The sequence below is a fragment of the Microbacterium arborescens genome (assembly GCF_049707515.1).
Taxonomy (GTDB): Bacteria; Actinomycetota; Actinomycetes; order Actinomycetales; family Microbacteriaceae; genus Microbacterium; species Microbacterium arborescens_B.
Genome location: NZ_JBNAFI010000002.1, coordinates 448,833 through 473,444, shown reverse-complemented (window position 1 = coordinate 473,444; position 24,612 = coordinate 448,833). Strand labels below are relative to the sequence as shown.

Genomic DNA, 24,612 nt, shown 5'->3' with positions numbered 1-24,612 from the left:
GTCGATCTAGTGAGGCGACCCTTAGTCGGATCGGGGAAATTTATCTTGACGTCAAGATAAATGTATCACTGCGCGGGCTGCTTGTAGAGCGCGCGCACGGCGAGCCAGGTGACCGCTGCGAGAGGGGCGAACAAAGGAAGACCCATGACGAGCTTCAGCGTGCCGAGGGCGGCGACCTCGTCGGCGAAGTACAGCGGGAGCTGCACCGCGAGCCTGAGGTAGAACAGCCCGGCCCAGGCGATGGCGAGCCAGAAGAAGACCCGGCGCTTGCGCTTGTCGCGACGCCAGGCGACGCCCTCGTTCATGAGGAATCCGGCGGCCAGACCGATGAGCGACCACCCGATGAGGGCGGACACGAGGAACGCCGTGCCGTACGCGGCGTTCGTGATGAGGCCGGGGATGAAGTTGTCCTGGCCGCGTCCGGTCCACAGTGCCAGACCCGCGGCCACGGCCGTCGCGATGAGCCCGCCGAAAGCGGCTCCGGCCGGCCCGCGCTGGAGGAGGCGCAGCAGCGTGAACACCGCCGCAACGCCGACCGAGAGCCCGAGGGAGAGCCAGAGATTCGCTTGGCCCGTCTCGGGATCCGTCGTCGCGGTGAACACGACGATGAACACGAGCCCCGGGAGGACCGCTTCGACGATGCCGCGGAAACCGCCCATCGCACGCCACACGACTCCCCCGGTCGACGACTGCGTCGCCGGGTCGAAGCCCGCCTTGCGCGCGGCCTCGCCGAGCGCCGCACCGAGCACGCCGGACGCCGACGCCGCTTCCGGCGGCGTCAGATCGGCCGAGCGCTCGCCCGGGGTCTCGGGCCGTTCGTCGCCGCTCACGCCGCGCCGGGAGTCGCCGGCATCTTCAGCGGGATGAGGTCGCGCGGCGGCATCGGCGATCCGCCGCGCACCACGACGAGCGACCGGAACAGGTCCTCGACCTGCGCCGCCGCATCGACGTCGTTGGTCGCCGCGCCCCCGATGACTCCCCGCAGGAACCAGCGGGGCCCGTCGACGCCGACGAAGCGCGCGAGCCGCTTGCCGCTCCCCTCGGCTCCCGCGATCACCGGGACCTCGGCGAGGAGCTCCGGACCGAGCGGTCCCTCGCGCTCCTCGACCCGGCCGCCCTGCTGGCGCACCTGCTGGCGGATCTGCTCGCGCGTCTCCTCCCACAGGCCCGTGGAGCGGGGTGCGGCGAAGGGCTGCACCTGCAGCGTCGATCCGGCGTAGTCGAGACCGACGGCCACGATGCGCTTGGTCTGCTCCTCCACCTCGAGGCGCAGGTTCAGGCCCTCGCGCGGCAGCACCTTGATGCCGCCCAGGTCGATGTAGGGCCGAACCGGGTTGGCCTCGGACTCGTCGAACGGTCCGGCTGTGGCGCGATCGGTGGGGGCGGACTTCGCGTCGTCGCTCATGCGGTTGCTCCTGTCTGCTGGTAGCCGGTAGAGCCGAACCCGCCTTCGCCGCGGACGCTCTCGGGCAGGGTCTCGACGGGGATGAAGCGGGCCCGGGTCACCGGCATGACGATCAACTGGGCGATGCGATCGCCGGGTTCGATCACGTAGGGCTCGGACGTGTCGGTGTTCAGGAGCGTGACCTTGATCTCGCCCCGGTAGCCCGCATCGACCGTGCCGGGTGAGTTGACCACGGTGATCCCGTGCTTCGCCGCGAGACCGCTGCGCGGCACGACGAAGGCGGCGAAGCCGTCGGGCAGCGCGATGCGCACCCCGGTGCCCACGAGCGCGCGCTGCCCGGGCTCGAGCCGCACGGCCTCCGCGGAGACCAGATCGGCTCCGGCATCCCCCGGGTGGGCATACGCGGGGACGTCGGCGGCGATAATGGGGACGTCCACGGATTCGCTCACCCCACGAGGCTAATGCACAGTTCCGCCCCCACCACCCCGCACGCAGCGAGCTACCGAGAGCGCCTCAGCCCCTCGCTGTGGGTGCTGGTGAGCGCCGCCGTCTGCGGCCCGATGGTCGCTCTCGTGCTCGCCCCGCTGGACTCGGTGATCGGCCTGGTCGCCGGCATCGCCGTCGGCGCCCTCGTCGTCGCCGGGCTCATCGCCCTCTCCCCCGTCGTGGAGGTCGCCGACGGACGGCTGCGCGTGGGGCGCGCGAGCATCGAACTGGGCTACCTCGGCGACATCGAGACGTTCACGGGTGACGCTGCCCGCCAAGCACGGGGCCCCGGACTGTCGTCGAGCTCCTGGCACCTTCTGCGGGGCGGCATCGACGGCGTCGTCCGCATCGCCGTCGAGGACGACGACGACCCCGTCAGCCACTGGGTCTTCTCCTCGCGCACGCCCGCCCGCGTCGCAGCTGTGATCGACGCGGCGCGCGCGGCGGCGGGTTCGCCCGCGCACGACGCCTGAACCGCCCGGCATGAAGAAAGACCCCCGACGCCGAAGCGTCGAGGGTCGGGGAGGACCGCGGTCGTCAGGCGGCGCACTCGGTGCAGATCGCGCCGACCTTGGTCTCGTGGTCGATCTGGGTGCGGTGCTTCACGAGGAAGCACTCCATGCACGTGAACTCGTCCTCCTGCGGGGGCAGGACGACGACGTCGAGCTCGAGGTCCGACAGGTCGGCACCGGGCAGCTCGAAGCCCGACGGGTTGTCGGCGTCCTCGTTGTCGATCGAGCCCGACGACTTGTCGGGCACGCGCTCCTTCAGGGCCTCGATCGACTCGCTGTCGTCCTCGGTCTTGCGGGGTGCGTCGTAATCCGTAGCCATGTCGAAAGGCCTCTACTTCCAGGTGTCGCCGGTTGCCGCGCCGAGTGGGGCGGCGATAGTTTGCATGACCGGCGCGCTTTTCGCAAAACGTCGCGGAAGATCCTTCCGGGATTCGATGCGGACTGCCGGTTCGACCCCCGAAACCCACGGCGCGCCCCGGATATTCCCGCGGTCACCGGATGCCTGTGACACCATGACGGCACACGTATCGCTGGGAGGGTTCTGCGCATGGAACAGCTCAAGGTCATCGGGACCGAGGAGGGCATCCTCGTCCTCGCCACCGAGTCCGGGGAGCGCTTCGCGTTGCCGGTGAACGAGACGCTGCGCGCCCAGCTGCGCCGCGCCAAGCCGGCGGACGAGCCTCGCACCCCGCGCCCCAGCCCCCGCGAGATCCAATCGCACATCCGTGCCGGGATGACCGCCGCCGACGTCGCGACGCTGCTCGGCGTCCGCGTCGAGGACGTCGTGCGTTACGAGCGGCCGATCATCGCCGAGCGCGAGCACGTCGTCGGACAGGCCCTCGCGGTGCCGGTCCTCATCGCCGGCGAGCTCGAGCCCGACGCCCAGCCCACCTTCGGAACCGCGGTGCGGACGAAGCTGACCGAGGCCGGCGCAACCGGAGAGCGCTGGAGCAGCTGGCGCGAGCCGGACGGCTGGGTCGTGAAGCTCGACTTCACCGTCGGCGAGGTCGAGCACGATGCCCGGTGGTCGTTCGATCCGCGGCGTTCGTCGCTTGCCCCCCTCAACTCCGATGCGACGCAGCTGTCGCGGCAGGGGTCGCTTCCCGAGGGACTGATCCCGCGGCTTCGCGCGCTCGACTCGCATCAGGCCAAGGACGAGTCGCGCTTCGACAGCGGCGCTTTCGGGCCGCGCCATCCCGTCGCCGACACCGAGGCGCCGGCGGCATCCACGGCGCTCCGAGGCACGAACGCGAAGGACGCCGCCACGAAGCGTGCGCCCGAACCCGTCGTCACGTCGTCCGAGACGGCTGACCTGCTCGAGGCGCTCCGCCGCCGGCGGGGGCAACGCGAACCGATGCCGGGAGACGGCCGCGACGAGGACACGCGCGAGCGCACCCCGGTCGCCCTGTTCGACGCGCTCGAGACGAGCCGTCCGGAGCCTGCCGAGCCGGCAGCCGAGGCGCCCAAGGACGAACCGGCGAACGACGACTCGGCGCCCGAGACCCGTCGACGCGGCGGACGCACATCGATGCCGTCGTGGGACGAGATCGTCTTCGGCGCACGCAGCGAAGACGCCTGACACCCGACGCTGACGCTGGGCCCGGGGCCTCAGGCGGAAGTCGTTCGGGGCCTCAGGCGAAGGCGCCGAGGCGGACGAGCGGGACGATCCGCTCCTGGTCGGTGAGCGAGCCGTGCTGGCCGATCATGCGCTGCGGCTTCTTGTCGGCGGAACGGTCGTCGTAGTAGGCGACGCCCGAGCGTGCGGCGACGAGCACGTCTCCGATCCGCGGTGCGACATCGGGGTGCACCAGCCCGAAGAGCCCGGCGTCGATCGCCTCCGTGCGGGTCATCACCCAGGAACGGTCCGACTCCGACGCCCGCCATCGTGATGCGACGCAGTCGGCCGCGCCGTCGGCCGCGTACAGATGCAGCATGCGGGGCTCGCCCCCGATGGTCTCCACGTCACCCAGGAGATCGTCGGACTCCCCCAGGAGGATGTGGCGGTGCGCGGGCACGTCGACCATGCCGTGATCGGCGGTGAGAACCGCCCCGATACCGGGCGCGAGCTGACGATCCCACCGGCGCAGCTCGGCGTCGAGCGCCTCCAGCTCGGCCGACCACCGATCGCTCTCCCACCCGTGGGCGTGACCGATGACGTCGAGCTCGGGGATGTACGCGTACACGAGCGCTCCCTCGTGGGCGTCGGCGAGCGCCTCGGCCAGCGCCAGACGCTCGGCGATCCCGGAGGCCGCGACGAACTCGGCGCCGCGCACCGTCGCCGTCGTGAACCCGGTGCCGGCGTACTGCGCGCGACTCACGACGAAGCATCGTCTGCCCGCCGCGCTCTCGCGCTCGAAGATCGGCTGAGCGCGCTGCCACGACCTCGGGTCGAGTCCGTCGTGCTCCCAGCCCGTGAGCTGGTTGGGGGCCGATGTCGTTCCGGGCACCCGCACCCGGTACCCGACGATGCCGTGCTCGCCCGGGCGCACCCCGGTGAACAGGCTGCTCAGGGCGGCCGCGGTCGTGGCGGGGAACACCGTGCGAGCGGCATCCCGCTTCGTCATCCGCTCCGTGAGGAACCGCGCGTAGGCCGCGCGCTGGGTCAGGTTGCCCCGTCCGAGACCGTCCGCGACGATCACGATGGCCGACCGCGCCGGCGCGAACCAGTCGGCTCGGCCCGAGACGGAGGCGATCAGCTGCGGCAGCACACCGGTGAGGCTCCGGGCCGCGGGCGGGTCGATCGGTAGGCTGGAGGGCATCGCGGACAGTCTCGCATACCCGGCATCCGCACCCCCATCCCCAATCGAGGTCCGAACAGCTCCATGGCCGCATCCCGCACCGCTTCACCCGTCCCCGACCAGCCGGAGCGCATCGAGGACGTCGACGTATCGGCGGAGATGCAGGGGTCGTTCCTCGAGTACGCCTACTCGGTCATCTACTCGCGTGCCCTGCCGGACGCGCGCGACGGCCTCAAGCCCGTGCAGCGGCGCATCCTGTTCCAGATGGCCGACATGGGCCTGCGGCCCGACCGGGGCCACGTCAAGAGCGCCCGCGTCGTCGGCGAGGTGATGGGAAAGCTGCACCCCCACGGTGATTCGGCGATCTACGACGCGCTCGTGCGCCTCGCGCAGGACTTCGCGCTGCGGGTCCCCCTCGTCGACGGGCACGGCAACTTCGGCTCCCTCGACGACGGTCCCGCCGCCGCGCGTTACACGGAGGCGCGGCTCGCACCGTCGGCACTCGCTCTGACGGAGAACCTCGACGAGGACGTCGTCGACTTCATCCCGAACTACGACGGTCAGTTCCAGCAGCCCGCGGTGCTCCCGGCCGCCTACCCCAACCTGCTCGTCAACGGCACGACCGGCATCGCCGTCGGGATGGCGACGAACATGGCCCCCCACAACCTCATCGAGGTCGTGGCAGCCGCTGTGCACCTGCTCGAGAACCCCGACGCCACCCTCGATGAGCTCATGGAGTTCATCCCCGGGCCCGACCTTCCCGGCGGCGGCATCATCGTCGGTCTCGACGGCATCAAGGACGCCTATACGAACGGCCGTGGCAGCTTCCGCACGCGTGCGAAGGTGTCGGTCGAATCGCTCGGTCCGCGCCGCACGGGGCTCGTCATCACCGAGCTGCCGTACATGGTCGGTCCCGAGCGGATCATCGAGAAGATCAAGGACGCGGTCAACGCCAAGAAGCTCACCGGCATCTCCGACGTCCAGGACTTCACCGACCGCAACCACGGTCTCCGCCTGGTCGTCACGATCAAGACCGGGTTCGACCCCAACGCAGTGCTCGAGCAGCTGTACCGGTTGACCCCGCTCGAGGACTCGTTCGGAATCAACAACGTGGCCCTCGTCGAGGGCCAGCCTCAGACGCTCGGCCTGAAGGACCTCCTGCGGGTCTACCTCGACCACCGGATCGAGGTCGTCACGCGGCGCAGCCGCTACCGGCTCGCCCGCAAGCAGGAGCGCCTGCACCTCGTCGAGGGCCTGCTCATCGCGATCCTCGACATCGACGAGGTCATCCAGGTCATCCGCGCCTCCGAGGACGGGGAGCAGGCGCGCGGACGCCTGATGGATGTGTTCGACCTCTCGCAGCCGCAGGCCGAGTACATCCTCGAGCTGCGACTGCGGCGCCTAACCAAGTTCTCACGCATCGAGCTCGAGACCGAGCGCGACCAGTTGAAGGCGGAGATCGCACACCTCGAGGAGCTCCTCGCGAGCGACATCCTGCTGCGCGCCCAGGTCGCGCGCGAACTCGAGGCGGCAGCCGACACCTACGGGACCCCGCGTCGCACCCTCCTGCTCAACGGCGGACCCGTCACGGCCCGCTCGGGCAAGAAGGCCGGCGGTGATCTGCAGATCGCCGACGCGCCCTGCCGTGTGTTCCTCTCGGCGACGGGCCGCATGGTGCGTGCCGAGCTCGGTGACGACCTGCTGAGCAGCGGGATCGTTCCGCCCGCGCGGCGCAGCAAGCACGACGCCATCCGCTCGGCCGTCGACGCGACGGTCCGCGGCGACCTCGGCGCTGTCACCAGCGCGGGACGCCTCGTGCGCTTCTCCCCCGTCGACCTGCCCTCGGTGCCCGGCAACAGCGTGCAGCTCGCCGCCGGTTCGAAGGCGGACCAGTACCTCGGTCTCGGGTCGGGCGAACACGTCGTCGCGATCGTTCCGCTGACCGGTGAACCGCCCATCGCCGTCGGCACCGCGCAGGGCGTGGTCAAGCGCGTCGCTGCGACCGAGTTGGCGCCCGGCAAGCCCGACGCGGAGATCATCTCCCTCAAGCCCGGCGACCGCGTCGTGGGCGCCGTCCCCGCCGCCGACGGCACCGAGCTGGTCTTCGTCACCTCCGACGCTCAGCTGCTGCGCTTCGACGCCGCAACCGTGCGCCCGCAGGGCCGGTCCGCCGGTGGCATGGCGGGAGTGCGCGTCGCCGCCGGAGAGCGCGTTATCGCGTTCACGGCGGTCACGGCATCCGATGAGACCGTCGTGGTGACGATCGCCGGTTCGACGCAGTCGCTCGCCGGTGCCGACGCGGGCAGCGGCAAGGTATCGGCGTTCTCCGAGTTCCCCGCGAAGGGCCGCGCCACGGGAGGCGTCCGCGCTCAGCGGTTCCTGCGCGGCGAGGATACGCTCACCCTGGCCTGGGTCGGCGACAACCCCCGTGCCGTCGGACCCGACGGCGCGACCCGCACGCTGCCCGCAGCGGGTGCGAAGCGCGACGCGTCGGGACAGCCGCTCGAGGGCGTGGTCGGCGCGATCGGAACCGTCGTCGCCTGAGCCGGCCCCGGCGCCCGGCCTGAACGTCGGAGTACCTCACGGATGTCGGACCGAGAGCCGATCCAGCTCCGACGTCCGCGACATTCTCCGACGTTCGCGCGTGTCCGCCGCCGCGCGGCGGGCGTCAGGCGTCGATGGCCTCGCGCGACAGACGGTCGCTCGACGTCACGATGAAGTCGCGACGCGGGGCGACCTCGTTGCCCATGAGCAGCTCGAACACGGCGTTCGCCGAATCGGCGTCCTCCACCCGAACGCGACGCAGCGTGCGACCGGCGCGGTCCATCGTGGTGGTCGCGAGCTGATCGGCATCCATCTCGCCGAGGCCCTTGTACCGCTGGATCGGCTCCTGCCACTTGCGGCCGGACTTGCGCAGCTTGGCCAGCAGAGCGTGCAGCTCGGCCTCGGAGTAGGTGTAGATCGTCTCGTTCGGCTTCGAGCCGGGGTTCACGACGATGACGCGGTGCAGCGGCGGGACGGCCGCGAACACGCGTCCTTCTTCGATGAGGGGACGCATGTAGCGGAAGAACAGGGTGAGCAGGAGCGTGCGGATGTGCGCGCCGTCGACGTCGGCATCGCTCATCAGAATCACCTTGCCGTAGCGTGCCGCGCTCAGATCGAACGATCGTCCGGAGCCCGCGCCGATCACCTGGATGATGGCGGCGCACTCCGCGTTCGAGAGCATGTCGCTGACCGAGGCCTTCTGGACGTTGAGGATCTTGCCCCGGATCGGCAGAAGCGCCTGGTACTCGCTGTTGCGCGCATGCTTCGCGGTGCCGAGCGCGGAGTCGCCCTCGACGATGAACAGCTCGGACTCGGCGACGTCGTTGCTGCGGCAGTCCGCGAGCTTGGCCGGCAGCGACGACGACTCGAGGGCCGTCTTGCGGCGCTGGGTCTCTTTGTGAGTGCGCGCGGAGATGCGCGCCTTCATCTCGGAGACGACCTTCTCGAGCAGCTGACCGGTCTGCGCCTTGTCGTCGCGCCTGGTCGAGCTGAACAGAGCGCCCAGCTCGGCGTTGACCACGCTCGCGACGATCTGGCGCACGGCGGGCGTACCGAGGATCTCCTTGGTCTGGCCCTCGAACTGCGGCTCGGGAACGCGGACCGTGAGCACGGCGGTGAGCCCGGCGAGGATGTCGTCCTTCTCGAGCTTGTCGTTACCGACCTTCAGCCGCCGCGCGTTCTGCTCGACCTGGCTGCGGATGACCTTCATGAGGCCCTGCTCGAACCCCTGCTGGTGGGTGCCGCCCTTGGGCGTGGCGATGATGTTCACGAACGAGCGCGTCACCGTCTCGTAGCTCGTCCCCCACCGCAGCGCGATGTCGACCTCGCAGGCGCGCTCGACCTCGGTCGGCACCATGGCGCCGTTCGCCTGCAGCACCGGCACCGTCTCGGTGAAGCTGCCCGTGCCCGTCAGCCGCCACGTGTCGGTGATGGGCGCGTCGGGCGCGAGGAACTCGGCGAACTCGGAGATGCCGCCGTCGAAGCGGTAGCTCGTCTCGACGCGCTCCTCGGCTCGCTCGTCGGCGATGACGATCTCGAGACCGGGCACGAGGAACGCCGTTTGACGGGCGCGCTGTACGAGCTCTTCGAGGTGGAACGCGGCATCCTTCGTGAAGATCTGCCGATCGGCCCAATAGCGGATGCGGGTTCCGCTGGTGCCTCGCGGCGCCTTCCCGACCACGCGGAGTTCGGACGAACGCTCGAACGGCGTGAACTCCGAGTCGGGGGCATCGCCCGCGAAGAGCCCGGGCTCGCCGCGGTGGAACGACATGGCGTAGGTCTTGCCACCGCGGTCGACCTCGACGTCGAGCCGCTCGGACAGGGCGTTCACGACGGATGCACCGACGCCGTGCAGTCCACCCGACGCCGCGTAGGAGCCGCCGCCGAACTTGCCGCCGGCGTGGAGCTTCGTGAAGACGACCTCGACGCCCGTCAGACCGGTGCGGGGTTCGACGTCGACGGGGATGCCGCGCGCGCGGTCGCGCACCTCGACGCTGCCGTCGGCATGGAGGACGATGTCGATGCGCGACCCGAAACCGCCGAGCGCCTCGTCGACGGAGTTGTCGATGATCTCCCACAGGCAGTGCATGAGGCCGCGGGAATCGGTCGAGCCGATGTACATGCCCGGGCGCTTGCGGACGGCCTCGAGCCCTTCGAGCACCTGGAGGTGATGGGCGGAATACTCAGCGGTCACGATCTCCAAGCGTATCCGTGGCCGCCGACAGGAGCCGGAGGACACACACAGCCGGGCGCGGCCCGCGCCGCCGGTGCGCGGTGAGCGTACGCGCTGAGCGAAATGCTCGTCAAATGGGGCATACCCCCGGCTGGGCATGGTTGTATCGAAGGCACTCAGTTGCACGTCCCGATCGACCGAGGAGGCACCCATTATGACCATGTCGACGACCACCGAGAGCACCGCCGTCCTCGAACACCGCCTGACCGCGGCCGATCGCTGCGATTCGTGCGGCGCCCAGGCCTACATCGCGGCCGAGGTCAACGGCAGCGAGCTGCTCTTCTGCGCGCACCACGGACGCAAGTACGAGGAGAAGCTCCGCGCCGTCGCGACCAGCTGGCACGACGAGACCTCGCGCCTCGTCGCCGCCGGCTGAGTCCCCGGCTCCACGACGAAAGCCCCGAGCATCGTGCTCGGGGCTTTCGCGTTGTCGGAAGTGCGCACCCGGCCGCGGCGGATGCCGGTTGGGCGCGGGCTGATGCCGGTCAGAAGCCGACGGCGGCCTGGTACACGGGCAGCAGCCCGGTGCGGACGCCCGAGGCCGAGGGCTTGGGCTGGAAGACGCTCGAGTTGTGGTTTCCCTCGATGACGACGGGCCCGTTCGGCGTGATCGCCAGGTCCCAGCCGACGTAGGGGGCCTCGGGCGTGCGGCGGGCCAGGGACTCGGTCAGCGCAAGCACCTGATCGAACAGCGGCACCGTGAAACCGACGATCTCGGTGCCCGTGACCGGGTGCTCGCGGTAGACGTTGGAGTTCTTGTCCACGCCGGGGTAGAGCGCGACGCCGTGCTCGTCGAGCATCGTGAACATCCCGCCGGAGGCGAAGTTGTCGATGACGTCGCCGTTGCCGATGCGCAGCACGCACGCGAGCAGGCGCACGTCGCCCTCGGGTGTGAGGAACGTGATCATCCGGACGGTGTTGACGCTGTCGGGATAGAGCGAGGCCATCTCGGGATGCTGGACGATGAACTCGTCGACGATCGACTGCCCGGCCGCTGTCGCCTCGGCGCGGAACGCGGCGGCATCCGTCACGTTCTCGTGCAGGGTGATGCCCCCGCCCCCGTGCCCGTCGAGCGGCTTGGCGAGGACCTTGGGGTGACGTGCCAGGAAGGCGCTCAGCTCGGCGTCGTCGACGTCCCGCAGGTCGAGCGTCTCCCGGCCGAGCAGGTCGGCGTACTCGCGCGCGAACCGGCGCTTGTCCTCGAGCTTCGCGCGCCCCTCCGGCGTGTTGTGCATGCGGGTGATGCGGAACGACTTCGGGTGCGTCATCCAGGTCGCACGTTCACGGGCGTTGAGCAGACGGATGTCCCACACCGCGTAGTCGCGGAAACCCATGTCGTACTTGACCGAGCACCACAGCATGTCGGCGATGATGAACGGAAGCGGCGCCTTCGACACCTTCTGCACCTGGCGCCCGAACTCCACGAGGTTGCCGACCCGGACGTTGCGGGCGCGGTCGAGGAGGTAGCCCAGCCGGACGCGTGATCGACCCATTGCTCGTTCTCTCCGTGTTCTCGGTGTTGCCGTTGCGAGGCGGCTCGCGCTCAGAAGCGCATGGCGGCGCGGTAGCGCGGAAGCAGCCCGCGGCGGATGCCCGACACCGACGGCTTCGACTGGAACACACCGGTGTTGTGGTTGCCCTCGATGACGACGGGACGCTCGGGGGTGATCGCGATGTCCCAGCCGATGTAGGGCATCTCGGGCACGCGCCGGGCGAGGCGATCGACGAGGTCGAGCACCTCCGGGTACAGCGGCACCTGGTAGCCGGTGATCGGCACCCCCGTGATCGGGTGGGTCTCGAAGGGGTGACCCTCTTCATCGCTCGCGGCGTGGAGTGCACGGCCGTCGTCGCTCAGCATGGTGTACATGCCGCCGTTGGAGAAGTTGTCGATGACGCCGCCGTTGCCGACCTTCAGCACCGCGGCCAGAACGTGCACGACGTCGTCGGGGTCGCGGTAGGTCACCACCCGTAGCGAGTTGACGCTGCCCGGATACAGGCGGGCCATCTCGGGATGCTGCACGAGCACCTCTTCGACGAGCGTCTCCCCCGACGCCAGCAGCTCTTCCCGCAACGCCGCGATGTCGCCGACCGACGCGACCTCGCGCATCGTGATGCCGTTGCCGCCGACACCGCCCGGGTTCTTCGTGATGACGCGCTCGCGACCTTCCAGGAACGACGCGAGGGCGGCGGTGTCGGATGCCGAGACGTCCAGCCACGCGCGTCCGAGCTCGTCGCCGAAGCGACGGGCGAACTGCAGCTTGTCGTCGAAGACACCGCGCACGGAGTCGTCGTTGAGCCGGCGCGACAGGTGGAACGACTTCGGGTCGGTCATGTAGGTGCGACGCTCGCGGGCCTTCAGGATGCGGAAGTCCCACTCGGAGTAGTTCTCGAACGTCGTCTCGTAGCGGACGGCGCACCAGGCCATGTCGGCTGCGACCCACCAGACCGGCGCCTTCGACAGCGCGGCCGACTGGCGCGCGAACTGCAGCACGCGCTCGCGGTCGAACGAGACGACGCGCCGCACGAAGAAGCGCGCGCGCCGGTAGAGCCGGTTCACCGCTCCCACGTCAGGCCTCGCGGATGACGCCGAGCGGCGTCGACTGGTGACCCTGACCCAGCGGATTGTCGCGCAGGATGCGCACGAGCCGCTGCTCGCCTGCCCGGTCGAGCGTCGAACCGAGGATGTTGCCGCCGATGTCGTTGATGTCGACGACCGCGACCTCGGCGGTGCCGCCGAGCTGCGACTTGATCCGGGCGGCGACACCCTTCGGGTCGGTCGGCCCGAGGACGACAGCCCTGTTGTAGGGCGGAATCGTTCCCGACGTCGGACCGTCGATCGCGCGGGCCTTGTCGCCGGCGACGCGATAGAAGTCGCCGCGGCGGCCGAAGAGCTTCGTGACCGCGCTGACGGCGGCGGCGAACAGGATGCGCGGCGTGCCGCACTCCCGGAGCGCCATCTCCATCGTCTCGGGCATGCCGAGGCCGATGCCGTACGGGGTTCGGGTGACGTACTTCGACAGGAACCGCGCGAGCGGGCGCACCTCGATCTCGTCGAGCGTGTAGGAGCGTCCCTGGGTGATCGCGACGATCTTCTCGGTGACGAAGAGCAGGTCGCCCCGCTCGACGACGGGGGCGGCGTACTCCGAGATCACGGCTTCGAGGTCGTCGCCGGGCATCACCACGCGCGTGCGGATCGGTATCCGCGCGTAGGACGTTCCGTCGACGACGACCTCGAGAGCCTTGCCCTCGTTGGCGGCGCCGGTCACTCGAGGTAGTCCCGGAGCGACTGCGAACGCGACGGGTGGCGGAGCTTCGCCATCGTCTTCGACTCGATCTGACGGATGCGCTCACGCGTCACCCCGAACGTGTCGCCGATCTGGTCGAGCGTCTTCGGCTGACCGTCGCCCAGACCGAAGCGCATCCGGATCACGCCGGCCTCGCGCTCGCTGAGCGAGTCGAGGAGCGACTCCAGCTGGCGCTGCAGCATCGTGAAACCGACCGCGTCCGCCGGGACGACGGCCTCGGTGTCCTCGATGAGGTCACCGAACTCGCTGTCGCCGTCCTCGCCGAGCGGGGTGTGCAGCGAGATCGGCTCGCGGCCGTACTTCTGCACCTCGATGACCTTCTCGGGGGTCATGTCGAGTTCGCGGCTCAGCTCCTCGGGAGTGGGCTCGCGACCGAGGTCCTGCAGCATCTGCCGCTGCACGCGGGCGAGCTTGTTGATGACCTCGACCATGTGGACCGGGATGCGGATCGTCCGCGCCTGGTCGGCCATTGCGCGGGTGATGGCCTGACGGATCCACCAGGTCGCGTACGTCGAGAACTTGAAGCCCTTGGTGTAGTCGAACTTCTCGACCGCACGGATGAGGCCCAGGTTGCCCTCCTGGATCAGATCCAGGAACTGCATGCCGCGGCCCGTGTACCGCTTGGCGAGCGAGACGACCAGTCGCAGGTTGGCTCCGAGCAGGTGGCTCTTGGCCCGCTGACCGTCGCGGGCGACCCACTGCAAGTCGAGGCCGAGCTGGTTCGACTTCTCGGCTGCCGACATGTGCGACAGCTTCTCCTCGGCGAACAGGCCGGCCTCGATGCGCATCGCGAGCTCGACCTCTTCGGCAGCGTTCAGCAGGGGGACCTTGCCGATTTGCTTCAGGTAGTCCTTGACCGGGTCGGCCGTGGCACCCGTGATCTGCGTCGAGTAGACGGGCACGTCCTCCTCGTCGCTCGACGAGATGACGATCGCGCCGGTGGGGAGAGCCTCGGTGAACTCCGGCTTCTTCGCCTCGGCCTCATCCTCGTCGTCGTCCGCCTTCGCCGCGTCGCCCGCGGGCACTGCGTCATCGGCGACGTCGTCCGTGTCGACCTCGACCTCGACGTCGACGTCCTCCTCGTCCATCTCCTCGTCGTCGGCCTTGGCCTTCGCCTTCGACGCCTTCGCGGGAGCGGCCTTCTTGGCAGCGGGCTTCTTCGCGGGTGCCTTCTTCGCGGCGCTCTTGGGCGCAGCCTTGGCGCCGGTGGCGGGCGCGTCCTCGACGAGTTCGGTGTCCTCGCTTGCGCGGGTGCGGGTGGTCTTCGTGCCTGACGTCACGGTTAGCCTCTCACCGGTGCGAAGGCACCGGGTTCTCGGACACTAGTAAGACCCTTGTCAAGTTCCCCGCCACTCGAGCGAACGAGGAGCACAGGATCGACAACGGGTCAGGTCCTTCATTGTCTCATATCTTGTGCGCTGTTCCCGCGCAAGCATTCATTCCTATGAGAACGCCGACCAGGCATTGCGCATTCCCTCCCCCGGCACGAGGGGAACGGGATGCGCGACTCAGGCGCGTCCGCGCTTGTCGTCGTCTCCGGGCGGGCGCGACGCGAGGAAGCGCTCGAGCTCCGCCGCCAGTTCATCGGCACTCGGAAGATCGCCCGTATGGATGATGGGCTGACCGAGGGCCGAGCCGGCCATGTAGGAGTCGTAGCGCTCTTCGAGGGTGTGGAGCATCGTGGTCAGCTCGTCGCTGCCCGAGACCTGCCCCTCGACCTTCTCGAGATAATCGCGATTCTCGTTGCGGAGGGTGTCGCTGTCGAAGACCAGACCGGTGGCGACGCTGAGGCTGTCGAGGCCGGCGATCGCCGCCGCCGGATACTCGGTGTCGCCGAGGTAGTGCGGGACCAGAAGAGCGAAGCCCGCGACGCTGGCATCGGCCTCGGCGAGGCGGAGCTCGAGGAGGTGTCCCGCGGTGGCGGGGATCTGGGTGCGGGGCTGCCACACCGAGTGGGCTGCGGTCAGCTCCGAACGCGTGCCGCTGACGGTCGCTCCGATGGGGCGGGTGTGCGGCACCGGCATCGGAATGGCGTGCACCCACGTGATGGAGGCCACCTGCATGCCCTCGGCCAGACCGACGACCGTCTCGGCGAATGCCTCCCAAGCGAAGTCGGGCTCGTAGCCCGCGAGCAGGACGAAGGGCTGACCGAGCGAGTCGTGCGCCAGCGACAGCTCCAGGCGCGGAGCACGGTAATCGGTGAGGTGGTCCTCGTCGAAGGTGACGATCGGGCGGCGCGCCCGGTAGTCGAACAGCACGTCGTTGTCGAAGGCGACGACGGTCGTGGGGTCGAGTTCGCCGCGGAAGTACTCCACGATGCGGGAGACGGCGCCACCGGCGTCGGTGAACCCGGTCAGTGCGATGACGAGCGGCAGCCCCGCGGGGACGGGCGGAGACCCGGCGGCACGTGCGTAGAGCGGTCCGGACAGCGGCATGTGTCAACTCTACGAGTCCCATCCGGGGCCCGAGGCGGCTCGCCCCTCGCTGACAGCGAACGCCGTCGGCTCGCGAACCTAGGATGGGGGGATGCCGTTCCCCGAGATCGCGCACAGCAGCGCGCCCGTCACCGATTCCGACGCCGACGCCCTGGTCCTCGCCCTGCCGCCGCTCGACGAGCAGGCCGAGCTCGGCGATTGGCCCGGCATCGCGGAGATGCTGCCCGCCGTCGGGTTCACCGGCGCGCGCGGATCCGTCCATCGCGTCTTCCTCCCCGCGGTCGCGTCCACGCCCCTCGTGGTCGTCGGCACCGGGGCCGAGCCCGATGACAGCGCGCTCCGTGACGCGGTCGGCGCCGCCGTCCGCGTCACCACCGGCTTCCGATCGCTCGCCGTCGCGGCGCCGCTCGCGGCCGCCGAGTCGTGGAGCGCGCTCGCGGAGGGTGCGGTCATCGGCGGCTACCACTTCGCCGGCTACAAGGGCGGAACCCCGAAGCAACGCGCGGAGCGGGTCACGATCCACACCGCGGCCACGCCGTCGACGGACGAGGTCGCCGGCGTGAACGCCGTCGGCCGCTCGCTCGCCCTGGTCAAGGATCTCGTCAGCACTCCCGCCGAGTGGCTGTCTCCGGCCGATCTCGCCGAGCGCGCGGTCGAGGCGGTGGCCGGCCTGCCCGTCGACGTCGAGGTGCTCGACGAGGCCGAGCTGGAGCGCCAGGGCTTCGGCGGCGTCCTCGGTGTCGGGCAGGGATCAGAGCGGCCGCCGCGCGTGATCCGGGTCGATTACGCCCCCGCGGGCGCGGAGCGGCACGTCGCTCTCGTCGGCAAGGGCATCACCTTCGACACGGGCGGCCTCTCCCTCAAGCCGCCGGCCGGCATGGTCGGCATGAAGTACGACATGGCCGGCGCGGCCACGGTGCTGGCCGTCGTCCAGGCCGCCGCCGCCCTCGCTCTGCCGGTGCGCGTGTCGGCGTGGCTCTGCGTCGCCGACAACATGCCCTCGGGGCGTGCGACGCGCCCGGGGGATGTCCTGCGGATGCTGGACGGCACCACCGTCGAGGTGCTCAACACCGACGCCGAGGGCCGGCTCGTCCTGGCGGACGGCCTCGTCGCCGCGAGCCGCACGCGTCCGGATGCCATCATCGACGTCGCGACGCTGACCGGGGCCATCATCGTCGCCCTCGGCAACCGCCACACCGGCGTCATGGGAGACGACACGGCGGTCGCCGAGTACCTCGCCGCGGCCGGCCGCGCCGGCGAGTCGGCATGGCAGCTCCCGCTCCCCGCGCACATGGAGGATGAGCTCGACTCCCCCATCGCCGACATGCAGAACGCGAAGATCGGCGACCCCGCAGGCGGCTCGCTCTTCGCCGGCCTGTTCCTCCGGCGTTTCGTCGGCCGTTCGGGTGAGGGCGAGGATGCACCGCGCATCCCCTGGATCCACCTCGACATCGCCGGCTCGGGCACCACCAAGACCCCGTTCGGCGGCACCGACAAGGGCCCGACGGCGGCGACCGTCCGCTCGCTCGTGGAGTACTTGCGAGGATCGCAGCGATGACCGATCACAGTGCCGACCTGATCGTCCTGGGCGGCGGCAGCGGCGGATACGCGGCCGCGCTGCGCGCCGCCGAACTCGGATCGTCGGTCATTCTCATCGAGAAGGACAAGCTCGGGGGCACGTGCCTGCACCGTGGCTGCATCCCCACGAAGGCCCTCCTGCACTCCGCCGAGGTCGCCGACAGCGTCCGCAGCTCCGAGCACGTGGGCGTGAAAGCCGCCTTCGAGGGGATCGACGTCGGTGCTGTGCACGCGTACCGAGAGGGCATCGTCGCCAAGAAGCACAAGGGTCTCGAGGGCCTCATCGCAGCCCGGAAGATCACTGTGGTCCGCGGCTCGGGCCGGCTCCTCCCCGACGGGAGCGTGGGCGTCGGCGACGACCGTTACAGCGGCGCTGACGTCGTGCTCGCCACGGGGTCGTACAGCCGCTCCCTGCCCGGCCTCGAGCTCGACGACCGGATCATCACGAGCGAGCAGGCACTGGCCCTGCCCGCCGTGCCGCGCCACGCCGTCATCCTCGGCGGCGGGGTCATCGGTGTCGAGTTCGCGAGCATCTGGCGCTCTTTCGGCGCCGAGGTGACGATCATCGAAGCGCTCGACCGGCTGCTCCCCGCGGAGGATGTCGCGATGAGCAAGGTGATCGAGCGCGCGTTCCGCAAGCGCGGCATCGCCGCCCGGACGGGTGTCCGCTTCGCCGGTGCCGAGAGCGCAGCCGATGGCGTTCGGGTCTCGCTCGAGGATGGAACCGTTCTCGACGCCGATGTGCTCCTCGTCGCGGTCGGCCGGGGCCCCGCGACGACCGATCTCGGTTTCGAGGATGCCGGGGTCGACCTCGACCGCGGGTTCGTCCGTGTCGACGAGCGCCTGCGCACCACGCGGGATCGCGTATGGGCCGTCGGCGACATCGTGCCCGGCCTCCAGCTCGCGCACCGCAGCTTCCAGCAGGGCATCTTCGTCGCCGAGGAGATCGCCGGTCTGCGCCCCACCGTCGTGCCGGACAGCCTGGTCCCCCGTGTCACCTACAGCAGCCCCGAGGTCGCCTCCGTCGGACTGACGGAGGCACAGGCGCGCGCCGAGCACGGGGACGCCGTCGTCGTGCGCGAGTACAACCTCGCCGGCAACGGCAAGAGCGAGATCCTGGGCACCGCGGGCATGGTTAAGGTCGTGCGCCGTCTCGACGGCCCGATCATCGGCGTCCACCTCGCGGGCGATCGCGTCGGCGAGCTCATCACCGAGGGGCAGCTGGCGGTGGGCTGGGAAGCCCACCCCGAGGACATCGCACCATTCATCCACGCTCATCCGACCCAGAGCGAAGCTCTCGGAGAAGCATTCCTGGCGCTGGCGGGCAAACCGCTGCACGCGCTCTGACCGGTCGACCGATGCAGATCAGTAAGCTAGACGGACATCGGCATTTCTTGAAGGAGACAGATTCATGAGCACTTCCGTGGTCCTCCCCGCGCTCGGAGAGAGCGTCACCGAGGGAACGGTGACCCGCTGGCTCAAGAAGGTCGGTGACACCATCCAGGAAGACGAAGGTCTTCTGGAGATCTCCACCGACAAGGTGGACACGGAGATCCCGTCGCCCGTGAGCGGCGTCATCGAGGAGATCCTCGTGCAGGAAGACGAGACCGTCGAGGTCGGCGCCATCCTCGCGAAGATCGGCGATGGCTCGGGTGCACCCTCGAGCGACGCTCCGTCCGACCAGGCTCCGGCCGAGGAGACCCCCGCCCCCGCGCAGGAGGCCCCGGCAGCAGAGGCGCCGGCAGAGCCCGCGCAGCAGCAGTCGGCTCCCGCCCCGGCGGCTTCGGGCGACGCGAAGGATGTCGTCCTCCCCGAACTCGGCGAGAGCGTGACCGAAGGCACCGTGACCCGCTGGCTCAAGCAGGTCGGCGACGATGTCGCGGTCGACGAGCCGCTCCTGGAGATCTCCACCGACAAGGTCGACACCGAGATCCCCGCGCCCTTCGCCGGAACGCTCGTGGAGATCCTCGTCCAGGAGGACGAGACGGTCGAGGTGGGCTCCGCGCTCGCCCGCATCGGTTCGGGTGCTCCGGCCCCCGCCGCCGAGGCACCGGCCGAGCCCGAGCCCGCCGCCGCTCCCGAGGCGCCCGCCGCACCGGCCGAGGCACCCGCGCAGCAGTCGGCTCCGGCGCCCGCCCCGGCTCAGCCGTCGGCTCCCGCCCCGGCCCCGGCCCCGCAGTCGGCTCCCGCCCCCGCTCAGCAGTCGGCTCCCGCTGCGGAGGCGACTCCCGCCTCGGACAACGACGGAGTCACGTACGTGACCCCGCTCGTCCGTCGCCTCGCACAGCAGCAGGGCATCGACCTGGCGTCGGTGAAGGGCACCGGCGTCGGTGGTCGCATCCGCAAGGAGGATGTCCTCAAGGCCGCCGAGGCCGCATCGGCCCAGCCGGCCGCCGCCGCTCCGGCGCAGGCCGCAGCCGCGCCCGCTCCGGTCGAGGTGTCGGAGCTGCGCGGCACGCGCGCGCCGATGTCGCGTCTGCGCAAGGTCCTGGCCAAGCGTGCCGTCGAGTCGATGCAGCAGACCGCACAGCTGACGACCATCGTCGAGGTGGACGTCACCAAGCTGTCGGCGTTCCGCGACAAGGTGAAGGTCGAGTTCAACGAGAAGACCGGAGCGAAGCTGTCGTTCCTGCCCTTCTTCGCCCTCGCCGCCGCCGAAGCGCTGCAGACCTTCCCGATCGTGAACTCGACGGTCGACGGCGAAGAGATCGTGTACCCGGCCACCGAGAACATCTCGATCGCTGTCGACACCGAGCGCGGACTGCTCACGCCCGTCCTGCGCGACGCCGGCTCGAAGAACCTCGCGCAGATCGCGCAGGACATCGCCGACCTCGCCGCGCGCACGCGCGACAACAAGCTGAAGCCGGACGAGCTCGCGGGCGGGACGTTCACCATCACGAACACCGGATCCCGCGGCGCGCTGTTCGACACGCCGGTCGTGTTCCTGCCGCAGTCGGCCATCCTCGGCACGGGCATCGTCTACAAGCGCCCCGGCGTCGTGACGGTGGACGGCAAGGATGCGATCTCGGTCCGTTCGTACGTTTACCTCGCCCTGTCGTACGACCACCGCACGATCGACGGCGCCGACGCGGCGCGCTTCCTGAGCGCCATGAAGGCCCGCCTCGAGGGTGCACAGTTCGAGGGGCAGCTCGGCTACTGATCGGCTGAATCACCTCCTCACGGCTGGTCCGCGACGTCGTAGACGTCGCGGACCAGCCGTTTGTCTCCGTGCGAGACGAGGACGACGACTTGCGCAGGCAGTCGTCCAGAGGGATCGTCCACACGCACGACCTCCACTCCGCCCAGGTCGTCGAGGACGGTCACGTCGCGCGCGTCCCCGGAGGTGGCGATGCCCTCCGGCAGCTCGGCATCCGGTCGTTCGAGGACGTCCGCGCGACAGCCGGATCCGGCAGCCCGCCCGCAGCGCGCGAGCTCGTCGACCGCTCTCGCCATCGGCTCCGCTCCCGCAGCGACGTTCGACGGCTCGGCCGCAGCCGGCTCGGCCGGCGTCGCCGGCCCGGCGCCGCTCGACGCCGGCGTCGGTGTCTCGTCGCGAGCGGCATCGGGGGCGGCACTCGACGCCTGCTCCGCCGGTGGAGCGCCCGCACCGGCCACGCCCGCCGCCTCCGGAGTGGTCGTCTCCGGCCACAAGAAGCCGATGCACAGTGTCGCGACCACCGCGGCAGCAGCCGCCGCAGCCAGTCCCCGTGCCCTGCTGCGCGCTCCGGTCGCGCCGCCGCCGCGACGGAACCGGCGCGCGACGCCGAATGCCGCTCGGCGACACGCGTCCCGCGCTCCGATCATCGCGCTCGTCGCTCGCGCGATGATCTCCCCGTCGATCAGCCCCGCGGCCACCGCACGCACGGTCCGCGTGCCATCCTCGCTCTCCCCGTGGTCGATATCGCGTGGCGGCCGCTGGGACGGCACCGGGTGCGGCGCGACATCGATCGGCTGCGGTGTCGCGACAGCGAAAAGGTCGTCTTCGAGACGGGGAACCGTGAACGGCAGCGTGACGGGGTCGTTCAGCGCCTCGAGTGCGCGCTCACGAAGCGGTCCGGGGAGCGCGGCGCGCGGCAGCCGATTCATCACCACCGCAGACGACTCGCGCCAGGAGCGATCACCGGTGGGAACGAGCACCGGTCGCCCGTCATCGGTCGACCACCACTCCCCCTCGTCCCATTCGGCATCGGCGGCCGCGGCGGCCCCGCGAAGCACGCTCACCGCGAGTGTCACCGCCTGACCCGGTGCGAGGTCGAACTCCGCCTCGCCGCCGCACAGGCGACCCGCGAGCCTGGGCAGCACGACGACGGTGGCACCCGCGGCCCGATCGACGTCGACGGCCGCGAGAAAGTGTCCGCCCGGCTCCGCCGCCCACACCCGGCGCGGCACCAGGTGAGCGTCGACGCGGTACGCGGCACCACCGACTGCCCCGAGTAGTTCACCGGGATAAGGTGCCTCGGGCGGCTGTACGCGCCGAAGCGGAGCTGTCACGTCGCCGGTGTCGGATCGGGTCATCGCGCCAGTCTCGCGACGTGTCTGCGGGGCGTGGCCCCGTGCTCGCCGATGTGTGTACTGCGCTCGTCGGAGGCACGCTGTGCAGGCGGAACGGCGCGTCCGAAAAGGTAGGCTGTGAGCATGTCGTCCCGCAGCACCGCACCCGAGAAGCGCCCCGGATTCTTCTCCCAGCTCCGCTCCCTCTTCACCTTCACGAAGGAGTACTACAGCTGGCTCCCGTGGCTGCTCATCGCGATCGTCGTCGTCGGGGTCGGCCTCGGCGTCCTGGTCGGGTTCCTCATTCCGCCCGGAGCGATCTGGAGCGTCATCCTCTGGGGCCTCACCGGCCTGCTCTTCGGCATCCTCGGCGCCATGATCACGATGACGCGACTGGCGACGCGGGCGATGTACAAGCGCATCGACGGCATGCCCGGGGCGACGGGTCACATCATCTCGACCAACCTCGGCCGCAAGTGGCAGGCGTCGGAGATGCCGGTCGGCGTCAACCCGAAGACGCAGGAGGCCGTCTACCGCGCGGTCGGTCGCGGCGGTGTCGTGATCATCGGCGAGGGCGCCCGCGGACGGCTGACGCGACTGATCAACGACGAGCGCGGCAAGGTCAAGCGCGTGGCGTCCGGCGTGCCGATCCACGTGCTCTACGTCGGGCACGGCGAGGACGAGGTCCCCATCGCGAAGCTCGCCCCCACCATCAAGGGACTGCCCAAGGCGATCGACCGCACCACGATGGCGGCCGTCATCAAGCGCATCGAGTCGGTCTCGCAGTCGGTGACGTCGCTTCCGATCCCCAAGGGCGTCGACCCCATGAAGGCCCGCGCGCAGCGTCCTCGCTGAGCTGCCCCGCTCGAGGCCGAAGGCGGGCGCCCGTCAGGCGCGGACGAGGATCGTCCCGGCCGCCTTGTCGTGCAGTCCCCGCTGGTCCGGGTCGAAGACGACGGCGGGCAGCACCAACACGAGCAGCAGCGTGCGCACGATCGGGCGCCACAGCCCGGTCCAGCCGCCGTGCAACAGCTCGAGACGCAGACCCACGATGCGGTGCCCCGGGCTCCCGGCGATGAGCGGGATGAAGATCACCTGCAGCGCCGCGAACACCGTGATGGGGGCGAACTGGGTCAATCCCGCCTCACCGGGGAGGGCGAACTGGTCGAAGCCGAGGAACGCCGTCGCGATCAACGTCGCCGCGGCGTAGTCGATCAGCAGGGCCGCGAGCCGCCGCCCGAGCCGGCCGACGCTGCCGGGCCCCTGTTCGGGACGCCCCAGCCGCTCGCCGGGATAGGTGTTCTCGCGGAGGGGTTCGGGCACCTCTCCAGCCTAAACGGGCCGCGCCGCGTAACATCCCGGAAACATCCGGGATACTGCCGGGCAACTGGATGCCGATAGGTTCGAAGAGGTCTGGATGACTCCAGGCTGTTCCTCACCCGATCTTGGAGACTCCATGTTCAAAGATTCTTCCGAGGTGCTCAAGTTCATCCAGGACGAGGACGTCAAGTTCCTCGACATCCGTTTCACGGATCTTCCCGGTGTGCAGCAGCACTTCAACATCCCGGCCTCGACCGTCGACGAGGAGTTCTTCACGGTCGGCCAGCTGTTCGACGGCTCGTCGATCCGCGGCTTCGCGAACATCCACGAGTCGGACATGCAGCTGATCCCGGACGTCTCGACGGCTTACGTCGACCCGTTCCGCGAGGCGAAGACGCTGATCATGATCTTCGACATCTACAACCCGCGAAACGGCGAGATCTACGCGAAGGACCCGCGTCAGGTGGCCAAGAAGGCCGAGAAGTACCTCGCCTCGACCGGCATCGCCGACACCGCGTTCTTCGCCCCCGAGGCGGAGTTCTACATCTTCGACGACGTCCGCTACGAGGTGAAGCAGAACTCGAGCTTCTTCGCGGTCGACTCCGAGGAGGGCGCGTGGAACACCGGTCGCGTCGAAGAGGGCGGCAACCTCGGCAACAAGACCCCCTACAAGGGCGGCTACTTCCCCGTCTCGCCCGTCGACAAGACCGCCGACCTGCGCGACGACATCTCCCTCAAGCTCATCGAGTCGGGCCTCATCCTCGAGCGCGCGCACCACGAGGTCGGCACCGGTGGTCAGCAGGAGATCAACTACCGCTTCGACACCATGGTGCACTCGGCGGACGACATCCTGAAGTTCAAGTACATCGTCAAGAACACTGCCGAGGAGTGGGGCAAGGTCGCGACCTTCATGCCCAAGCCCCTGTTCGGTGACAACGGCTCCGGCATGCACACGCACCAGTCGCTGTGGCTGAACGGCGAGCCGCTGTTCTACGACGAGAAGGGCTACGGCGGGCTGTCCGACATCGCCCGTTGGTACATCGGCGGCCTGCTCAAGCACGCTCCCGCGGTGCTGGCCTTCACCAACCCGACGCTGAACTCGTACAAGCGTCTCGTCAAGGGCTACGAGGCTCCGGTCAACCTGGTCTACTCGGCCGGAAACCGCTCGGCTGCCATCCGGATCCCCATCACGGGCACCAACCCCAAGGCCAAGCGCATCGAGTTCCGCGCGCCGGACGCCTCGGGCAACCCGTACCTGGCGTTCGCCGCTCAGATGATGGCTGGCCTGGACGGCATCAAGAACCGCATCGAGCCGCACGAGCCCGTCGACAAGGACCTCTACGAGCTTCCCCCCGAGGAGGCCAAGAACATCCCGCAGGTTCCCAACTCGCTGCTCGACTCCCTCGAGGCGCTGCGCAACGACCACGAGTTCCTGCTGGCCGGCGGCGTCTTCACGCCCGAGCTGATCGAGACCTGGATCGAATACAAGATCGAGAACGAGATCCAGCCGATCAACGCCCGACCTCACCCCTACGAGTACGAGCTGTACTTCGGCGTCTGACCGC

Annotated in this window: 22 protein-coding genes; 9 read left to right on the top strand and 13 right to left on the bottom strand. The window is 69.8% G+C overall.

What is annotated here, in order from left to right; all coding sequences use genetic code 11:
- Nucleotides 1–65: 65 nt before the first annotated feature.
- The 3 genes from ACPYN5_RS06240 to dut are packed head-to-tail and all read right to left on the bottom strand — an operon-like array spanning nucleotide 66 to nucleotide 1,854.
- Entirely contained in the window at nucleotides 66–830 is a 765-nt protein-coding gene (locus tag ACPYN5_RS06240) for a DUF3159 domain-containing protein (protein WP_424448112.1), read from the bottom strand.
- The gene (locus ACPYN5_RS06235) at nucleotides 827–1,405 is read right to left on the bottom strand and encodes a DUF3710 domain-containing protein (protein ID WP_424448111.1); all 579 of its coding nucleotides are present in this window, start codon (nucleotides 1,403–1,405) and stop codon (nucleotides 827–829) included. Before ACPYN5_RS06235 ends, ACPYN5_RS06240 begins: the two co-directional genes overlap by 4 nt.
- On the bottom strand, nucleotides 1,402–1,854 hold the full coding sequence (dut, locus tag ACPYN5_RS06230) for a dUTP diphosphatase (protein ID WP_424448110.1): 453 nt from the start codon (nucleotides 1,852–1,854) through the stop codon (nucleotides 1,402–1,404). Before dut ends, ACPYN5_RS06235 begins: the two co-directional genes overlap by 4 nt.
- 12 nt (nucleotides 1,855–1,866) lie before the next feature.
- On the opposite strand from dut, the gene ACPYN5_RS06225 reads away from it, so the two are divergent.
- Nucleotides 1,867–2,364, top strand: a complete 498-nt coding sequence (locus ACPYN5_RS06225; protein ID WP_424448109.1) for a DUF3093 domain-containing protein — start codon at nucleotides 1,867–1,869, stop codon at nucleotides 2,362–2,364.
- Between the two features lie 64 nt (nucleotides 2,365–2,428).
- On the opposite strand, the gene ACPYN5_RS06220 is transcribed toward ACPYN5_RS06225, so the two are convergent.
- Nucleotides 2,429–2,722, bottom strand: coding sequence for a DUF4193 domain-containing protein (locus ACPYN5_RS06220; protein WP_023951316.1), 294 nt, complete (start codon nucleotides 2,720–2,722; stop codon nucleotides 2,429–2,431).
- 228 nt (nucleotides 2,723–2,950) lie between these two features.
- On the opposite strand from ACPYN5_RS06220, the gene sepH reads away from it, so the two are divergent.
- Nucleotides 2,951–3,982, top strand: coding sequence for a septation protein SepH (sepH, locus tag ACPYN5_RS06215; RefSeq protein ID WP_424448108.1), 1,032 nt, complete (start codon nucleotides 2,951–2,953; stop codon nucleotides 3,980–3,982).
- Between the two features lie 52 nt (nucleotides 3,983–4,034).
- On the opposite strand, the gene ACPYN5_RS06210 is transcribed toward sepH, so the two are convergent.
- Entirely contained in the window at nucleotides 4,035–5,162 is a 1,128-nt protein-coding gene (locus ACPYN5_RS06210) for an alkaline phosphatase family protein (protein ID WP_424448107.1), read from the bottom strand.
- A gap of 63 nt (nucleotides 5,163–5,225) precedes the next feature.
- Between ACPYN5_RS06210 and ACPYN5_RS06205 the strand changes: the two genes are divergently transcribed.
- A complete protein-coding gene (locus ACPYN5_RS06205) occupies nucleotides 5,226–7,685 on the top strand; it encodes a DNA gyrase/topoisomerase IV subunit A (RefSeq protein ID WP_424448106.1) in 2,460 nt (819 codons plus the stop codon).
- Between the two features lie 124 nt (nucleotides 7,686–7,809).
- Here the strand turns inward: ACPYN5_RS06205 and ACPYN5_RS06200 are convergent, their stop codons facing one another.
- The gene (locus ACPYN5_RS06200; RefSeq protein ID WP_424448105.1) at nucleotides 7,810–9,879 is read right to left on the bottom strand and encodes a DNA gyrase/topoisomerase IV subunit B; all 2,070 of its coding nucleotides are present in this window, start codon (nucleotides 9,877–9,879) and stop codon (nucleotides 7,810–7,812) included.
- Nucleotides 9,880–10,078: 199 nt separating this feature from the next.
- Between ACPYN5_RS06200 and ACPYN5_RS06195 the strand changes: the two genes are divergently transcribed.
- Nucleotides 10,079–10,294 (top strand): DUF7455 domain-containing protein, encoded by a 216-nt coding sequence (locus ACPYN5_RS06195; protein ID WP_424448248.1) that lies wholly within the window; start codon nucleotides 10,079–10,081, stop codon nucleotides 10,292–10,294.
- Between the two features lie 109 nt (nucleotides 10,295–10,403).
- Here ACPYN5_RS06195 and ACPYN5_RS06190 read toward each other — a convergent pair whose 3' ends face one another.
- The 5 genes from ACPYN5_RS06190 to ACPYN5_RS06170 all read right to left on the bottom strand — a co-directional run bounded on the left by ACPYN5_RS06190 (nucleotide 10,404) and on the right by ACPYN5_RS06170 (nucleotide 15,658).
- Nucleotides 10,404–11,411: a sugar-transfer associated ATP-grasp domain-containing protein gene (locus ACPYN5_RS06190; protein WP_424448104.1), complete on the bottom strand. Its 1,008-nt coding sequence runs from the start codon at nucleotides 11,409–11,411 to the stop codon at nucleotides 10,404–10,406.
- 50 nt (nucleotides 11,412–11,461) lie between these two features.
- Nucleotides 11,462–12,475 (bottom strand): sugar-transfer associated ATP-grasp domain-containing protein, encoded by a 1,014-nt coding sequence (locus ACPYN5_RS06185; protein ID WP_424448103.1) that lies wholly within the window; start codon nucleotides 12,473–12,475, stop codon nucleotides 11,462–11,464.
- A gap of 10 nt (nucleotides 12,476–12,485) precedes the next feature.
- Nucleotides 12,486–13,184 (bottom strand): coenzyme F420-0:L-glutamate ligase, encoded by a 699-nt coding sequence (locus ACPYN5_RS06180; protein WP_424448102.1) that lies wholly within the window; start codon nucleotides 13,182–13,184, stop codon nucleotides 12,486–12,488.
- Entirely contained in the window at nucleotides 13,181–14,503 is a 1,323-nt protein-coding gene (locus ACPYN5_RS06175) for an RNA polymerase sigma factor (RefSeq protein WP_424448101.1), read from the bottom strand. Before ACPYN5_RS06175 ends, ACPYN5_RS06180 begins: the two co-directional genes overlap by 4 nt.
- Before the next feature lie 228 nt (nucleotides 14,504–14,731).
- A complete protein-coding gene (locus ACPYN5_RS06170) occupies nucleotides 14,732–15,658 on the bottom strand; it encodes a proteasome assembly chaperone family protein (RefSeq protein WP_424448100.1) in 927 nt (308 codons plus the stop codon).
- Between the two features lie 91 nt (nucleotides 15,659–15,749).
- Between ACPYN5_RS06170 and ACPYN5_RS06165 the strand changes: the two genes are divergently transcribed.
- From ACPYN5_RS06165 to sucB, 3 genes are all read left to right on the top strand, one after another.
- Nucleotides 15,750–17,216, top strand: a complete 1,467-nt coding sequence (locus ACPYN5_RS06165; RefSeq protein ID WP_424448099.1) for a leucyl aminopeptidase — start codon at nucleotides 15,750–15,752, stop codon at nucleotides 17,214–17,216.
- Nucleotides 17,213–18,583, top strand: a complete 1,371-nt coding sequence (gene lpdA, locus ACPYN5_RS06160) for a dihydrolipoyl dehydrogenase (RefSeq protein WP_424448098.1) — start codon at nucleotides 17,213–17,215, stop codon at nucleotides 18,581–18,583. Before ACPYN5_RS06165 ends, lpdA begins: the two co-directional genes overlap by 4 nt.
- A 64-nt stretch (nucleotides 18,584–18,647) precedes the next feature.
- Nucleotides 18,648–20,396, top strand: coding sequence for a 2-oxoglutarate dehydrogenase, E2 component, dihydrolipoamide succinyltransferase (gene sucB / locus ACPYN5_RS06155; protein ID WP_424448097.1), 1,749 nt, complete (start codon nucleotides 18,648–18,650; stop codon nucleotides 20,394–20,396).
- A gap of 17 nt (nucleotides 20,397–20,413) precedes the next feature.
- Here sucB and ACPYN5_RS06150 read toward each other — a convergent pair whose 3' ends face one another.
- Entirely contained in the window at nucleotides 20,414–21,751 is a 1,338-nt protein-coding gene (locus ACPYN5_RS06150; RefSeq protein WP_424448096.1) for a hypothetical protein, read from the bottom strand.
- 120 nt (nucleotides 21,752–21,871) lie between these two features.
- On the opposite strand from ACPYN5_RS06150, the gene ACPYN5_RS06145 reads away from it, so the two are divergent.
- Nucleotides 21,872–22,582, top strand: coding sequence for a DUF4191 domain-containing protein (locus ACPYN5_RS06145; RefSeq protein ID WP_424448095.1), 711 nt, complete (start codon nucleotides 21,872–21,874; stop codon nucleotides 22,580–22,582).
- Between the two features lie 33 nt (nucleotides 22,583–22,615).
- Here ACPYN5_RS06145 and ACPYN5_RS06140 read toward each other — a convergent pair whose 3' ends face one another.
- Nucleotides 22,616–23,050 (bottom strand): RDD family protein, encoded by a 435-nt coding sequence (locus tag ACPYN5_RS06140; protein WP_424448094.1) that lies wholly within the window; start codon nucleotides 23,048–23,050, stop codon nucleotides 22,616–22,618.
- Nucleotides 23,051–23,183: 133 nt separating this feature from the next.
- On the opposite strand from ACPYN5_RS06140, the gene glnA reads away from it, so the two are divergent.
- Nucleotides 23,184–24,608 (top strand): type I glutamate--ammonia ligase, encoded by a 1,425-nt coding sequence (gene glnA / locus ACPYN5_RS06135; protein ID WP_424448093.1) that lies wholly within the window; start codon nucleotides 23,184–23,186, stop codon nucleotides 24,606–24,608.
- Nucleotides 24,609–24,612 lie beyond the last annotated feature (4 nt).